The sequence below is a fragment of the Agrobacterium sp. MCAB5 genome (genome assembly GCF_052114365.1).
In the GTDB taxonomy this organism is placed as follows: domain Bacteria; phylum Pseudomonadota; class Alphaproteobacteria; order Rhizobiales; family Rhizobiaceae; genus Agrobacterium; species Agrobacterium tumefaciens.
Genome location: NZ_JBFREP010000013.1, coordinates 23,294 through 37,873, shown reverse-complemented (window position 1 = coordinate 37,873; position 14,580 = coordinate 23,294). Strand labels below are relative to the sequence as shown.

Below are 14,580 nucleotides of genomic sequence, written 5' to 3'. Positions count from 1 at the left end.
AATCCATTGCGCCGAGCCTGCCKSACCGGTCCCCRGTCTTTCGCCGTGTASTTTTCCTCTAGCGGCCAATTGACAGCACCGCATAAATCCTACCTAATAAAATTGGTAAGACCATCTTACCGCTTGCGCGAAGGGGGGAGACTTTCGCGCTGGGAGGACATCATGTTTTTGGCTCTGGAGCCGCGCCGCCTCTACAGGCTGGTCGCGGAACAAATTCGCTTGCTTATCGAGAGCGGGGAACTGACGGACGGTCAGCGCCTGCCGGCGGAGCGCGATCTGGCGGAACGTTTTGGCGTGTCCCGCCCGACGGTGCGGGAAGCACTGATCGTTCTGGAAGTGGAAGGCCATATCCATATCCGCATGGGTTCGGGCGTGTATGTGAACACGTCCCGAACGGCTAACAAGGCAAAGTCACCCGTGCCGGACGCGCACGGCCCATTCGAAATCCTGCAGGCGCGCTGCATCATTGAAAGCGCTATTGCCGAGGAGGCCGCGCGGCTTGCCACGTCTGAATGCATCGCCAGGCTGGACGACATCATCGAACGCATGGCCGGGGCGCTCGACAATTCGCCGCAGGCCCTCAACCTGGACCGCGCCTTCCACACCGCCATTGCCGACATCATCGGCAACTCGGCGCTGAACCGCTTTACCGGCCTGATCTATGACGAGCGCAGCCTTTCGCCCTATTTCGAAAAGCTCGCCAGCTATTTCGAGGGTCCTCACACATGGATTCTTGCGGTTCAGGAACACCGGGTGATCCGCGACGCGATCGCGGCGAACGATCCGGAAGGCGCACGCGAGGCGATGCGCCAGCATCTGACGCTGTCGCAAAAGAGATTTTCCGAGAGTTTCGGGGAGGAAACGATCGGAGAGGAGTGACCGCGCCGCAACCGGCGACGGGAAAAACAGAAATCTGGCTTTAATTCGGGAGGAGTTAAGAATGAAAATCAGATTGTCGACTTTGATGGGCGCAACCGCTGCCATTTTGCTTTCGGCTTTGGCGGCACAGGCGCAAACAACGCTGAAATGGGCGCATGTCTACGAGACCTCCGAACCGTTCCACACGGATTCGGTCTGGGCTGCGGAAGAAATCGCCAAGCGCACCGACGGCCGCTACAAGGTGGATGTATTCCCCGCCTCGCAGCTCGGCAAGGAAGCGGATATCAACCAGGGCCTGAAGATAGGCACGGTGGATATCATCATCTCCGGCTCCAGTTTTGCCGCACGTGACTTCAAGCCGATCGGCGTCACCTATTTCCCATATATCTTCCGCGACCCGAGCCATCTGATCGCCTATACCAAGAGTGATATCTTCAAGCGGCTTGCCAAGGGTTACGAGGACAAGACCGGCAACCACATCGCCGCCGTCAGCTATTACGGCACGCGCCACACCACGTCGAACAAGCCGATTGCCAACTGCGCCGATATGGCGGGACTGAAGATGCGTGTTCCCGACGTTCCGGCCTATCTCGCCATGCCACGCGCCTGCGGCGCCAACACGACCCCGATCGCATTCGCAGAAGTCTATCTGGCGCTTCAGAACGGCACGGTCGATGCACAGGAAAACCCGCTGACCACCATCGAGGCAAAGAAGTTCTTCGAAGTGCAGAAGAACATCGTGCTGACCGGCCACATCGTCGACCACCTCAACACGGTGATCTCGAAGAACCTGTGGTCGAAGCTTTCCGATGAAGACAAGAAAATCTTCACGGACGTCATGCAGGAAGCCGCSGTGCGGACCACGAAGACCATCGAAGGACGCGAAAAAAGCCTCGTGGAAGAGTTCAAGAAGCGTGGCCTGAACGTCGCAGAGGTGGACAAGGCGGACTTTGAGAAGAACGTCATGGAGAAGGTGAAGTTCGAGGACTTCGGTTACGACAAGGCCGACTGGGAAGCCATTCGCGCCGTCAAGTGAGCCAAGATCCGGTGCGGCCTCCGTTGCCGCACCGCCCTTTCTCTCCAGACGGGATATCTCAATGTCGCAGGAAATTCATACTCAGGTCACGCCTGAAGAACTCGCCCACACGTTTGACGAGGCGCCGCCCGAAGTYGACCTGAAGGTCTACGCCTTCGAGGACTGGGTTACGCTTGGCCTTTTCTGGCTGATGACAGGTTGCGTGTTCCTTCAATTCTTCACCCGTTACGTGCTTAACGACAGCTATGCCTGGACGGAAGAAATCGCCGTCAACTGCCTGATTGGCGTGGTGTTTCTAGGTTCGGTCATGTGCGTGCGCATGTCACGCCACATCCAGGTGGATGTGCTTTATCACTACGTTCCGCCGCAGGTTGCCCGCGTCATGTCGATCCTTGTCGACGTGCTGCGCATTGTGTTCTTCGCCTACACCTCGTGGCTGATGTGGCGGTATCTGGAAATCGTCGCSGACGAGGAAATGGTCACCGTCGCCCTGCCGCGCAACATCGTTTTCTATACGGTTCTGGCCGCTTTCGTCCTGATGTTCTTCCGTTCSGTGCAGGTCTTCATCGCCAACATGCAGCGTGGCTATTCCGTTCTGGAACGGCCGGAAGAATTCCAGAGCGCGGGGGATTGAACATATGCTTATTCTTATCGGCTCGTTTCTTCTGTTGATGCTGATCGGCCTGCCGGTYGCCATTTCAATGGCCACGGCATCGCTTCTCTACATCGTCTCGTATAATGTCGCGCCAGATATCATCGCGGCGCAGCGTCTGATTGCGGGCGTGGAAAGCTTCCCGCTTCTCGCCGTTCCCTTCTTCATCCTTGCCGGCAATCTCATGAACACGGCGGGGGTGACGGGACGCATCTATTCCTTTGCCGTGGCGTTGGTCGGCTGGATGAAAGGTGGTCTGGCACAGGTCAACATCATCGGCTCGGTAATCTTTTCCGGCATGTCCGGCACGGCCCTCGCCGACGCCGCCGGCATCGGCACCATCGAAATCAAGGCMATGAAGGATCATGGTTATCCGGTCGAAGCGGCCGTCGGCGTCACCGCCGCYTCCGCAACGCTCGGGCCGATCTTTCCGCCATCGTTGCCCTTCGTCATCTACGGCATGATGGCAAACGTCTCGATCGGCGCACTGTTCATGGCCGGCATCGTTCCAGGCGTCGTCATGACGCTTTTGATGATGATCACCGTTGCCGTTTTCGCCTACGTCAAGGGTTGGGGTTCCGATACGCCGTTCAACCTCAGAACCATCTTCGGCGCTTCGCTTGAAGTGCTCGTCGTCATGATGGTGCCGCTCGGCATCTATCTCCTGACGCTGTTTGGCCTGTCGCTCAACCTGTCGATCCTGATCGTGCTGGTGGTCTTGCTCGCCTGCGACTGGTATTTTGACTTCTCTGCCGTGATGGCCCTGATGACGCCGGTGATCCTGATCGGCGGCATGACGATGGGCTGGTTCACGCCGACGGAGGCGGCTGTCGCAGCCGTGTTGTGGTCTCTGTTCCTCGGGCTTGTCCGTTACCGGACGATGACGTTCAAGTCGCTGGCAAAATCGACCTTCGACACGATAGAGACCACGGCATCGGTTCTCTTCATCGTTGCGGCGGCATCAATCTTCGCATGGCTTCTGACGGTCAGCCAGGCAGCACAGTTGCTATCGGCGGCGATCCTGACGATCACCGACAGCAAGTGGATTTTCCTCCTGCTGGTCAACCTGCTGATGCTGTTCGTCGGCTGCTTCCTAGACACGATCGCGGCAATCACCATCCTCGTGCCGATCCTGCTGCCGCTGGTGCTGCAGTTCAATATCGATCCGGTGCATTTCGGCCTCATCATCACCCTCAACCTGATGATAGGGCTGCTGCATCCGCCGCTCGGCATGGTGTTGTTCGTGCTCTCACGCGTGGCGAAACTCTCCGTCGAGCGCACCACCGTCGCCATTCTGCCATGGCTGGTGCCGCTGTTCGTGGCGCTGCTGCTGATCACCTTCATCCCGGCAATCACCTTGTGGCTGCCGACCGAGATGGGCCTGATCCGCTAATCGACGCAYTGCCCGCGCGGCTAGCCGCGCGGGTTTCATTCATCCAATACACATACGATGAAAGGCACGGTGATGCAGACACGCGTGGCACGTCTATACGGCCGTGAAGATATCCGCGTYGAAACGCAGGACATGCAGGCGCCCGGCCCCGGTGAAGTGCTGCTGACCATGGCGGCGGGCGGCATTTGCGGTTCCGATCTACATTATTATCAGGACGGCGGCTTCGGGCCTGTGCGGGTGCGCGAGCCGATCATCTGCGGCCATGAGGCATCGGGCCGGGTGGAGGCGCTGGGCGAAGGCGTCAGCGAGCTCGCACTCGGCCAGCTCGTCGCCGTCAATCCCTCGCAGCCTTGCGGCCATTGCCATTTCTGCCTGAAAGGCCAACCGATCCATTGCCTCGATATGCGCTTCATGGGCAGCGCCATGCGCCTGCCGCATGAACAGGGCATGTTCCGTGATCGGCTCGTGGTTCCCGCAAAACAATGCGCGACATTTTCAGACACCACTTCGCCCGCTGAAGCCGCCTGCACCGAACCGCTTGCRGTCTGCCTGCATGCCGTCGCACAAGCGGGCGATCTGACCRGCGCCAAGGTGCTGGTAACGGGCGCCGGGCCGATCGGCCTCTTGACGATTGCCGCCGCCCGCCATGCCGGTGCCGGCATCATTCTCGCCACCGACCTRACCGATGCGGCGCTGGAGCGCGCGCCCGCCATGGGGGCGGACCGCACCATCAATGTCGCGAAAAACGCAGAAGCACTTTTACCCTATCAGGACAATAAGGGGTATTTCGACGTCGTTTTCGATTGCTCCGCCGCGGCACCTGCGCTTCGCGCCGCCTTCGCCTGTGTACGTCCGCGCGGTACTGTCGTGCAGGTGGGCGTCACCGGTGACATAACCATTCCGCTCAATGCGCTGGTGGGCAAGGAAATCCTCTGGCGCGGCTCGCAGCGTTTCCACGATGAATTCGCCATTGCCGCCCGCCTGATCTCCACGCGCGGGATCGATGTGAGGCCGATCATTTCCCACAGCTTCCCGCTTGAAGAGGCGAAATCCGCATTCGAGCAGGCCGGAGACCGCTCCGCCGCCTGCAAGGTGCAGCTGACATTTTCCGCAGAATGATGCTTGAGGATAAAAAATGAGACATACATGGCGCTGGTTCGGCCCGGTGGACAAGGTCACGGTTCAGGATGCGGCTCAGGCAGGGGCGGAAGGCATCGTAAGCGCGCTGCACCACATCGCCACCGGCGATGTCTGGCCKGTGGAGGARATCGCCAAACGGCATGAGGCGATCAAGGCCGGTGGGCTSTATTGGGACGTGGTGGAAAGCGTGCCGGTCTCCGAGGAGATCAAAACCCAGACGGGCGACTGGAAAAACCATATCGCCAACTGGCAGGAGACGCTGCGCCGCCTCTCCGCCACTGGCATTCGCACCGTCTGCTACAATTTCATGCCGGTGCTGGACTGGACCCGCACCGATCTGCGCTGGGAAACGAAGCACGGCGCAAAAGCCATGCGTTTTGACCTTTCCGATTTCGCCGCCTTCGACATTCACATTCTCAAACGCCCCGACGCAAAGGGCGATTATCCGGAGTGGCTGATCGAGGAAGCGGCAAAATGTTTCGCCGACATGCCGGATACGAAGATCGCCGCACTCGGACGTAATATCGGCGCGGGCCTGCCGGGTTCGGCGGATGGTTACACGCTCAGCCAGCTTCTCGAAAAGCTGCGCTCATATCACGGCATAAACCGCGAAAAACTGCAGCAGAACCTGATCAACTTTCTGTCGGAAGTGACGCCGGTCGCGGAAGAGGTCGGCATCAACATCTGCGCCCACGGCGACGATCCCCCATGGCCGCTGCTCGGCCTGCCGCGTATTCTTTCAACGGAGTCCGACTACGCCCATATGCTCTCGCAAGTCGACAGCCGGGCCAATGGTGTTACGCTCTGCACCGGCTCGCTCGGCGCGCGGGCGGATAACGACCTGCCCTTCATCGCCAGCCGTTTTGCAGACCGCATCCATTTCGTGCATCTGCGCAACGTCACGCGCGACACGGACACCGTGCCCTGCTCCTTCTTCGAGGACGAGCATCTGGAAGGTGGAACGGATATGGTCGCCGTTATCGCAGTACTTCTGTCGGAAGAATCCCGCCGTCGTGCGGAGGGCCGTGCAGACCACACCATTCCGATGCGGCCCGACCATGGCCAGGAAATCCTTGATGACCTGACGCGMGGGGCGCAGCCGGGTTATCCCGCCATCGGCCGATTGAAGGGGCTGGCAGAGCTTCGCGGCATCGAGCGCACGCTGTCGCATGGCCGTTTCGGATTGGCGAAGCAGGCGAATTAAGCCGACACGATTGGCYGCCGGCAGCCTCTTAGCTTGCGGTCAATCGCGTCCTGAATTGAAGATACGAAAAGGCGGCAAGCCCACCGGCAATGGCGCCAACGGCTTTCACAACTGCATCTGTCATATGCGGATGCCGTGTGGGCGACAGAAATTGCAGCGCCTCGATGCCGAAAGCCGCCACGACACCCGCGACAATGATGGCAAGCCAGTAACGCGGATAGGCCAGCACGAAGGCAGCCGAACAGAAGGCAAAGGCGGCGGCGCGGTCGATGCCGACGGTCGTCAGCGTATGCGGCCGAAGCCCGATCGGGCAAACTGTAACGATCACGATCAGCAGCAGAACCGACCAGGCGATGTATTTCGGAAGTCTATTTGTCATCATGACGTCACAATAGAGCGCTGCGCGCATAAACGGAAGATCGTCTTTTTCTTCCACCGCCCAATAAATCACACTTTTTGGACAGATACTGCACAATCCGGCTTTCGCTGAAGCCTTACTCGGGCTAAGGCAGAGGGCAACCGGACAAGGATCGCGGCTGATGGCCTTTCAGGCTGTCGCCCTTCGGTCCGGTTTTACGGTATCGGGTGGATTTTCCACACAGGATCAGATTTTCAGGGAAGAGCACAATGAGTTTCAAGCCGCACGGCAAACATCTGGTTGCAGGAGAATGGGTCGCCACGGAAGCGAAATTCCGCAGCGAGCCTGCACATGGCGAAGCTTTCGATTTTTCGGTCGGCACCGTCGATCTGGTGAATGCGGCCGCAGAAGCAGCCGAAGAGGCTTTCTGGAGCTACGGCTACACGACCCGCGAAGAGCGCGCCGCATTCCTCGACACCATCGCCGATGAGATCGAGGCCCGCGCCGACGCCATCACTGAAATCGGCACGTCCGAGACCGGCCTGCCCGCAGGACGCCTGCAGGGTGAACGCGGCCGCACCACCGGACAGCTTCGCCTTTTCGCATCGCATATCCGCAAGGGCGACTATCTCGACCGCCGCCACGACGAAGCGCTGCCTGACCGCCAGCCGCTGCCGCGCCCGGATATCCGTCTGATGCAGCGTCCGATCGGCCCCGTTGCGGTCTTCGGTGCGTCCAACTTCCCGCTCGCCTTCTCGACCGCCGGTGGYGATACCGCCGCCGCTCTCGCAGCCGGCTGCCCGGTTGTGGTCAAGGGYCATTCCGCCCATCCCGGCACCGGTGAAATYATTGCCGAGGCCGTTCTCGCCGCCGTCAAGAAGCACAATCTGCATCCCGGCGTCTTCTCGCTGATCCAGGGCGGCCGCCGCGATGTCGGTTCCGCGCTCGTCCAGCATCCGCGCATCAAGGCAGTCGGCTTCACCGGCTCGCTCGCCGGTGGCCGCGCACTGTTCGATCTCTGCGCCCAGCGTCCGGAACCGATCCCGTTCTTCGGCGAACTCGGTTCCGTCAACCCGATGTTCCTGCTGCCGGAAGCCGTTTCCGCGCGCGGTGAAGCCATCGCCAAGGGCTGGGCAGGTTCGCTCACCATGGGTGCTGGCCAGTTCTGCACCAATCCCGGCATTGCCGTGGTGCTTGCCTCGCAGGCGGATGCCGTGTCGGAAACCGCACGGGCGGCCCTTTCCGAAGTCGGCCCGCAGGTCATGCTGACCGACGGTATCGCCGCTGCCTATCGTGACGGTCGCGACCGCATCGCAGCCGGTAACGGCGTGCGCGACGTTTTGACCACCACCTGCGACCTGCGTAACGCAACGCCTTACCTGTTCCGCGTTTCGGGCAAGGACTGGGTTGCCAACCACGCGCTCGCCGAAGAAGTCTTCGGACCGCTCGGCCTGATCGTGACGGTCGACAGCGCTGAAGAAATGATCGAAGTGGCAAAGAGCTTCGAAGGTCAGCTGACAGCGACCATGCATCTTGACGCAGGTGACGCCGAACTCGGCCGCAAGCTGCTGCCGATCCTCGAGCGCAAGGCCGGCCGCGTTCTCGCCAACGGCTTCCCGACCGGCGTTGAAGTCTCCGAAGCCATGGTTCACGGCGGCCCCTACCCGGCTTCCACGAACTTCGGCGCGACCTCGGTCGGTACCATGTCGATCCGCCGCTTCACGCGCCCTGTTTCCTACCAGAATATTCCTTCGGACGTTCTGCCGCAGGATATCCGCTGATCAAAAAAATGGGGAGGGCGCTCCTGCGCCCTCCCCATTCACAATAGTGCTTCGGTATCAGGCCGACTGGATCGCCTGTATTTTCTCGATRCCGCCGACAGTGCCGGCRAAATCCTGCCAGACGCCCTGCGCCCCCTTGCGCCACTCATCCAAKGCTTCSGGCTGCAAGACCTTGCCGCCCTTCGAAATCGCAAGCTCCACAGACTTCGCCTCGTCCTCGACGATCAGCTGGTTGAAATAGAGCGCGCCTTCGCTTGATGCTTCGGTCAGGGCCTTCTTCTCTTCGTCATCGAGCTGGCTCCAGAAAGCCGCACCATAATAAACCACGCCCGATGCCCAGATATGGCCGGTCTCGGTCATGTAGGGCACAACCTCGTAAAGCTTGAACCCGGCATAGGCGGACTTCGTCAGATCCATGGCGTCGGCTACGCCGGTTGACAGTGCATTATAGGTCTCGGTGATGGGAATGCCGACCGGCGTGGTGCCGAAGGCGCTCCACAGCTTGGTGTGCAGCGGGCTCTGGATGACGCGGATCTTCTTGCCGTTGAGCTGCTCTGGCCGGGTTACCGGCTCCTTGGTCAGGAGATGGCGGGCGCCGTAGTTGATGAAGTCTACGGCCACGAATTGCTGCGCGCCRAGCTTGGTCTTCAGCTCGCTGCCGGTCTCGCCCGTCACCACCTTGCGMACATGGTCTGCATCGCGGAACAGGAAGGGCAGATCGAGGATTTGCAGTTCCGGCACCCAGCCGGAGAGCGAAGAGACCGTGGAAAGGCTCGCCTGAACCGATCCGAGACGGATATTTTCCGCCACTTCCTTTTCGCCGCCCAGCGCACCGCTCTTGACGATGTTGAAGCGGAAACGGCCGGGCAGCTTTGCCTCCACCAGCTCGCTGATCTTCACCCAGATTTTCGTCTCCGGCTTGTCGTCCGCGAACAGGGAGGCGACCGTAATGTTGCGGGTCCTGGCATTTGCGTTGCGCACGAAGGCGGGCGTGGCAAGTGCTGCCGCACCCGCAGCGGAGAGTTTCAGGAGATTGCGACGATCGATAATAGTCATGAATAAAACCCCGGATTTAGAAGACAATGGCCCAGGCGCACAGAATGGCGAGGGAAACGAGAAGGGATAGGAGATAGGGAACGACGGCCTGGAATAGCGCTGTCGCCGGAATGCGGGTGACACCGCTGACGACGAAGATCAGCATGCCGAGCGGTGGTGTGAGGCCATGGATCATCAGGTTGACCACGAGAATGACGCCGAAATGGATGGGATCGATGCCGGCCGCAACGGCCGCGGGCAACAGGATCGGTCCAAACAGCAGGATGGCCGCACCGATATCCAGCACCAGCCCCACCACGAGCAGGATGAGGTTGGAAAGCAGAAGCACCGCGATCTTGCTGCCGCCAAGCAATGTCACGAAATCCGTGACGAGGCCGGAGACATTATCGACCGCCAGAAGAAAGGCGAAGGGGCCTGCCGTGCCGATAAGGAGACCGATGGCCGCCGCCTCACCGGCTGATTGCCGGAAAGTTGCGAAGATACGCCCCGCGCCCAGCCGGTACCCGAAGCCGAGAAGCAGCGTGTAGAGTGCGGCAAGTGCGGCCGCCTCCGTGGTGGTGACGACGCCGATGCGGATGCCGACYACCACGATRACGCCGAGACCGAAGGCGGGTATGGCGGCGATAGCCGAGCGCCAGCGTTCCGTGCCCGTGGCGCGCGGCAGGGTATCGACGCTGCGCACGCTCCAATGGATAGCCACCGCAAGGCAGATCGCCATCAGCCCACCGGCGAAAAAGCCGCCRACCAGCAACGAGCCCACCGACAGGTTGGTAGCCGTTGCRAGGATGAGAAAGGCAATGGAGGGCGGGATGACATTGTCGAGCACCGACGTTGCAGCRATGATCGCGCCCGCCTGCGCCGGCGGATAGCCGTGTTTGACCAGTTCCGGCTGGAASGTTGAAGCGCCGAAGGCGGCGTTGGCRACAGAGGAACCGGATGCGCCGGAAAACAGCACGCTGGTCAACAGCGTCGTCTGCGCCAGCCCTGCCCGGCGGTGTCCAACCATGGAGGCGGCGAACCGAACCAGCTGGTTGGCAACCCCCGATTCCGTCAGCAGGCTTCCGGCCAGCAGGAAGAAGGGGATGGCGAGCAGCAGGAATTTCGACATGCCTGTTACCGTTGAGGAAACGATGGCCGGCTCCGGCAAGGTACTGCCGAAGGCGATCGCCACATAGGCTGCGGCGAGAAAGGCATGGGCGAGCGGTGCTGCCAGCACCAGCCCCACCGCCGCCGTCAGCGCCAGAAATAGGCTGGGCGGCAGGCTCGTATCTAYGAAGACTTCCGGCAGGCCGACATAGGCCGCAATTGCAATGGTGAGAGACRCTAGAAMGGCAAATGTCTTGCCCTCACTGACACGCTGAAGCGCCAGGTAAAGAAGGATCAAYGCGCCGCCTGCACCCAGAAAGCCAAAACGCACCCATTCCGGCAGACCGAGCGTCGGAGACGTACCRCCCAGCATCGCCGCGATTTCAACSCCACCGAAGGCGAGGATCAGTGCTGCGATGAAGGAGAAGGCATCCGCCAGAACTTCGGTGGCGGCATGRAACCGCTCAGGCAAAAACCGCACGAAAACATCGAGCCGCATGGCAAGCGCGCTTTTGAGACTGAGCGGCGCGCCGACCGCGATCATCGCCACATGCAGCCAGATGCCGAGATCTTCCGCACCGATGAAGCCGGTGTGAAACAGATAACGCAGGGTGACATTGACCAGSACCACCACGAGAAGAGTCGCAAGGATTGCGGCGGCGACCGCGCCAAGCGCCTTGTCCAGAACGGCAAGCGCCCGCTCCGCCGCACGCTGMGGGCCGATGCGCCRTTGTGCAATCGTTGTTGCCGGACCAGCCGTCATGTCTTTTTTCTCCACTCCCGGAAGGCCATGTTTACGATGCCTTTRCCGAGAGGTCGCGGTCGAACAARGTCGACCAGGTGAATTGTTTGGCTGACGAGACTTCCCGCGATACATCAAGACGCGGAAGAACCTTTTCCCCGAAACGGAAGGCCTCTTCCAGCAATGGCATGCCGGACAGAATAAAGGTATTCACGCCCGCCTTTTTATAGGCCTCCAGCGTGCGGATCACCGTATCGGGCGAGCCGACAATTGCGGTGCCCGGTCCCGGCCGAACAAGACCGATGCCGGCCCAGAGATTGGGGGCAATTTCGAGATCACGCAGGTTCTCAGGCTTCTGTCCACCATGCATCGCCGTCATGCGCTGCTGGCCGACGGAATCGGTCTTGCCGACGAAACGCTGGTTGGCTGCAATGGCACGCTCGTCCATGCGCCCGTAAAGATCGGCGGCGGCGGCCCATGCCTCTTCATCCGTATCGCGGACAATAACGTACAGGCGAATACCGTATTCCAGCTCACGGCCGAGTTTCTCCGCCCGCGCCTTGACGAGATCGACCTTCGCGCCGATCTGATCGGGCGTTTCACCCCAGGAAAGATATGTCTCGACATGTTTGGCGGCGACCTCGATCGCCTTGTCCGAAGAGCCGCCGAACCATAGCGGTGGTGGCTCTATGCCTTGCCCCACCGGCAGCGCGAGCTTCGCACCCTCGGTCTGGAAATGGCGGCCCTTGAAATCGACCGTCTCACCGGCAAAAAGACGATGCCAGATCTGCAGATATTCATCCGCCATATCGTAGCGTTCGTCATGCGGCATGGTCATGCCATATGCACCGAGCATCTTGGCATCGCCCGAGACGACGTTGATCAGCAGGCGTCCGCGCGAAAATTCCTGAAGCGTCGCCGCCATCTTGGCGAGCAGCGTTGGCGCGACAAGACCCGGATGAATCGCGACCAGAAACTTCAGCCGCTCGGTATAGGAAAGCAGCGCGCCAGCCAGAACCCAGACATCATGCGCGCCGGTGGCAAACAGGGCGCCTGTGTAACCAAGCTGATCATAAGCAAGAGCAAGCTGCTTGTAATAACCGAGATCAACCTTGCGGGATCCTTCCGGTTGCCAGGGATAGGCGCCATCGGGCGCGCACATGTACCAGAAAACGTTCATCTGTCGCCTCCCGCGCTGCCTGATTGTGGGGCCGGTCTCTGCCCGGTCAGAACCGGTAGAGAGAAATGGCCGTGCCTGTAAAGCGTATCGGCCTCCTCCTGCTGTTCGGCAAGGATATTTTCGGCGGCGGGCACCACCGAAAGATCGCGTGAGCGCAGCACCTTTGCCCAGGACTGCGCATCGCCTTCGCTGCCTGGCTCGGCGGCAAGAAGGGCCGCGGCTCTGTCTATATCCGCCATGACGGCGCGGCCAACGCGGTCCAGTTCGGCGGCAATCGCATCGCGTTGTTCCAGCGCCACAGTGTGACGCGCRAGCGTCCAGAACAGCGAACGGTTGGGAATGGTGGAGCCGCAACGGACCAGAAGACTGATCCCGTCATGGGTCAGGGCTTTTTCGAGCCGTGGCGACATCGTCACCCAGGCATCGACGCGGCCTTCCACGAGATCGCGCAGGCTATCGCTGTCACCGCTCTCGATGCGTATTACATCCGCAAGGCCAAGCCCCGCCCCTTCCAGGCTACGCGCAAGAAGATAGGTATGAAAAGACCCGTCAATCAGCGATATGCGTTTTCCCGAAAGGTCGGCCGCAGAGCGGATGGGGCTGTCGCGCCCCACGAGGATCGCGCCGTTTGCGGGGCGTGGTGCCGAGGCAGCGATATAAGCTGCGGAAAGCCCCCGCGCATCCGCCTCGATTGGCGGCGTCGAGCCCGTGCCGCCGAAATGAATTTCGCCTTTTTCCAAAAGCGCTGCGGTATCGCGCCCCTCGCGGTAGGGCACGAATTCCGGATCGAATTCATCAAACGCGCCGGGCCAGAGCCGGGCGAGCCGCAAATGCAGATTGTTGGGATGGACCCCGATTTTCATGTCGACACCTCATTTCTCAATCAATCTACTTTTTTATAGAATGTTTTCGAGGAACGTTTTGGCGATCCTCTGCGGGAAAGCGAAAGAGAAATCTATAAATCCTGTAGATTTTAAAAAATTTCCTGACACGGTCAAACTCGGCCTAATCAAACCATTGAAATTTATCGCAATACAATTTACTTTTTTATAGTTTGAAAAATGGACCTGTAGTCGTGACGAAACCGGTTTCCAATCTCATCTGCCGCAGCGTGGTGGAGGCGAGCGAGCTTTTAAAGCTTGTCGCCAACGCCAATCGCCTGGCCATCGTCTGTTATCTCATGGAAACGGAGGCTTCCGTTTCCGCACTGGAATATGAGCTCGGCATTCAGCAACCGACACTTTCCCAGCAGCTTGCCGAATTGCGCGATGCCGGTGTGATCGAGGGCTCGCGGGAAGGCAAACAGGTGATTTATCGCGTCACCGACCCGCGCATCATCCAGCTCGTTGCGACATTGCGCGGTCTTTATACTGATCTTTCTGATGTGACCGGCAAGAAAGGCAGGCGAGCTTTGCCACTAGATGAGGCGATGTTCGATTAGCATGATCGACCTCTACACCTGGATCACCCCGAACGGCCTGAAAATCTCGATTGCGCTGGAGGAACTCGGCCTGCCCTATGTCAGCCACGCCATCGACATTGAAAAAGRCGAACAATTCTCAGCCGACTATACCCGCGTCAATCCCGGCTCGAAAATCCCRGCAATCATCGACCGCGATAACGGCACARTTCTARCGGAATCGAACGCGATYCTGATCTATCTCGCCGAAAAGGYCGGGCGTCTTCTGCCTGCCTCCCCTGCTGCGCGGCTGGCAGTCACCGAATGGCTGATGTGGCAGGCCGCCAATTTTGGCCCGACACTCGGTTATGCCCATTATTTCCTGACCTACAATACCGGACAGGCACCCTTTGCCGAGGCGCGTTTCGCCTCGGATACGGAGCGCCTCTACCKCACACTGAACCAGCGCCTGACGGGCCGGGAATTCATCGCCGGTGATTTTTCCATAGCCGATATCGCCATCTGGCCATGGGTCTCGCGTTTCGCGCGCCATAAAATTGACCTCGACGATTTTCCGGCGGTACAGCAATGGTATCGCCAGCTCGGACAGCGCGAAACCTTCCGGCGCGGTTACCGCGTGCCTTTCGCAACATCMGAYGTACCKGGTCTTTAAC

Annotated in this window: 14 protein-coding genes; 9 read left to right on the top strand and 5 right to left on the bottom strand. The window is 60.0% G+C overall.

The window, feature by feature from the left end:
* The first annotated feature begins 162 nt into the window (after positions 1-162).
* The 6 genes from AB4Z23_RS23560 to uxuA all read left to right on the top strand — a co-directional run bounded on the left by AB4Z23_RS23560 (position 163) and on the right by uxuA (position 6,304).
* The gene (locus AB4Z23_RS23560; RefSeq protein ID WP_065661645.1) at positions 163-879 is read left to right on the top strand and encodes a FadR/GntR family transcriptional regulator; all 717 of its coding nucleotides are present in this window, start codon (positions 163-165) and stop codon (positions 877-879) included.
* A gap of 61 nt (positions 880-940) precedes the next feature.
* Positions 941-1,915 (top strand): sialic acid TRAP transporter substrate-binding protein SiaP, encoded by a 975-nt coding sequence (locus AB4Z23_RS23555; RefSeq protein ID WP_013761518.1) that lies wholly within the window; start codon positions 941-943, stop codon positions 1,913-1,915.
* 61 nt (positions 1,916-1,976) lie between these two features.
* Positions 1,977-2,549: a TRAP transporter small permease gene (locus AB4Z23_RS23550; RefSeq protein WP_013761519.1), complete on the top strand. Its 573-nt coding sequence runs from the start codon at positions 1,977-1,979 to the stop codon at positions 2,547-2,549.
* 4 nt (positions 2,550-2,553) lie between these two features.
* Positions 2,554-3,960: a TRAP transporter large permease gene (locus AB4Z23_RS23545; RefSeq protein WP_003510762.1), complete on the top strand. Its 1,407-nt coding sequence runs from the start codon at positions 2,554-2,556 to the stop codon at positions 3,958-3,960.
* A 72-nt stretch (positions 3,961-4,032) separates the two neighbouring features.
* Positions 4,033-5,079, top strand: coding sequence for an L-idonate 5-dehydrogenase (locus AB4Z23_RS23540; RefSeq protein ID WP_441360857.1), 1,047 nt, complete (start codon positions 4,033-4,035; stop codon positions 5,077-5,079).
* 16 nt (positions 5,080-5,095) lie between these two features.
* Positions 5,096-6,304 (top strand): mannonate dehydratase, encoded by a 1,209-nt coding sequence (uxuA, locus tag AB4Z23_RS23535; RefSeq protein WP_441360840.1) that lies wholly within the window; start codon positions 5,096-5,098, stop codon positions 6,302-6,304.
* 28 nt (positions 6,305-6,332) lie between these two features.
* On the opposite strand, the gene AB4Z23_RS23530 is transcribed toward uxuA, so the two are convergent.
* Positions 6,333-6,686 (bottom strand): antibiotic resistance protein VanZ, encoded by a 354-nt coding sequence (locus tag AB4Z23_RS23530; RefSeq protein WP_034501960.1) that lies wholly within the window; start codon positions 6,684-6,686, stop codon positions 6,333-6,335.
* A 245-nt stretch (positions 6,687-6,931) separates the two neighbouring features.
* On the opposite strand from AB4Z23_RS23530, the gene AB4Z23_RS23525 reads away from it, so the two are divergent.
* Positions 6,932-8,443 (top strand): aldehyde dehydrogenase (NADP(+)), encoded by a 1,512-nt coding sequence (locus tag AB4Z23_RS23525; protein ID WP_013761523.1) that lies wholly within the window; start codon positions 6,932-6,934, stop codon positions 8,441-8,443.
* Between the two features lie 57 nt (positions 8,444-8,500).
* Here the strand turns inward: AB4Z23_RS23525 and AB4Z23_RS23520 are convergent, their stop codons facing one another.
* From AB4Z23_RS23520 to AB4Z23_RS23505, 4 genes are read right to left on the bottom strand one after another with little or no spacing between them, the layout of a single operon-like run.
* Entirely contained in the window at positions 8,501-9,499 is a 999-nt protein-coding gene (locus tag AB4Z23_RS23520; protein ID WP_112152934.1) for a TRAP transporter substrate-binding protein, read from the bottom strand.
* A gap of 16 nt (positions 9,500-9,515) precedes the next feature.
* On the bottom strand, positions 9,516-11,348 hold the full coding sequence (locus tag AB4Z23_RS23515) for a TRAP transporter large permease (RefSeq protein ID WP_441360839.1): 1,833 nt from the start codon (positions 11,346-11,348) through the stop codon (positions 9,516-9,518).
* A 31-nt stretch (positions 11,349-11,379) separates the two neighbouring features.
* On the bottom strand, positions 11,380-12,507 hold the full coding sequence (locus AB4Z23_RS23510; protein WP_441360838.1) for an LLM class flavin-dependent oxidoreductase: 1,128 nt from the start codon (positions 12,505-12,507) through the stop codon (positions 11,380-11,382).
* Complete coding sequence (locus AB4Z23_RS23505) at positions 12,504-13,370, bottom strand: ABC transporter substrate-binding protein (protein WP_413373102.1); 867 nt, start codon at positions 13,368-13,370, stop codon at positions 12,504-12,506. Before AB4Z23_RS23505 ends, AB4Z23_RS23510 begins: the two co-directional genes overlap by 4 nt.
* Before the next feature lie 212 nt (positions 13,371-13,582).
* On the opposite strand from AB4Z23_RS23505, the gene AB4Z23_RS23500 reads away from it, so the two are divergent.
* Together AB4Z23_RS23500 and AB4Z23_RS23495 are read left to right on the top strand one after the other, a co-directional pair.
* On the top strand, positions 13,583-13,948 hold the full coding sequence (locus AB4Z23_RS23500) for an ArsR/SmtB family transcription factor (RefSeq protein WP_003510774.1): 366 nt from the start codon (positions 13,583-13,585) through the stop codon (positions 13,946-13,948).
* A 1-nt stretch (position 13,949) separates the two neighbouring features.
* Positions 13,950-14,579 carry a glutathione S-transferase family protein gene (locus AB4Z23_RS23495; RefSeq protein ID WP_441360837.1) on the top strand — a complete coding sequence of 210 codons (630 nt, stop codon included), beginning with the start codon at positions 13,950-13,952 and terminating at the stop codon, positions 14,577-14,579.
* Position 14,580 lies beyond the last annotated feature (1 nt).

Coding starts and splice junctions, on each gene's coding strand:
- AB4Z23_RS23530 (WP_034501960.1), bottom strand. CDS start 6,686: ATGATGACAAATAGACTTCCGAAATACATCGCCTGGTCGGTTCTGCTG.
- AB4Z23_RS23560 (WP_065661645.1), top strand. CDS start 163: ATGTTTTTGGCTCTGGAGCCGCGCCGCCTCTACAGGCTGGTCGCGGAA.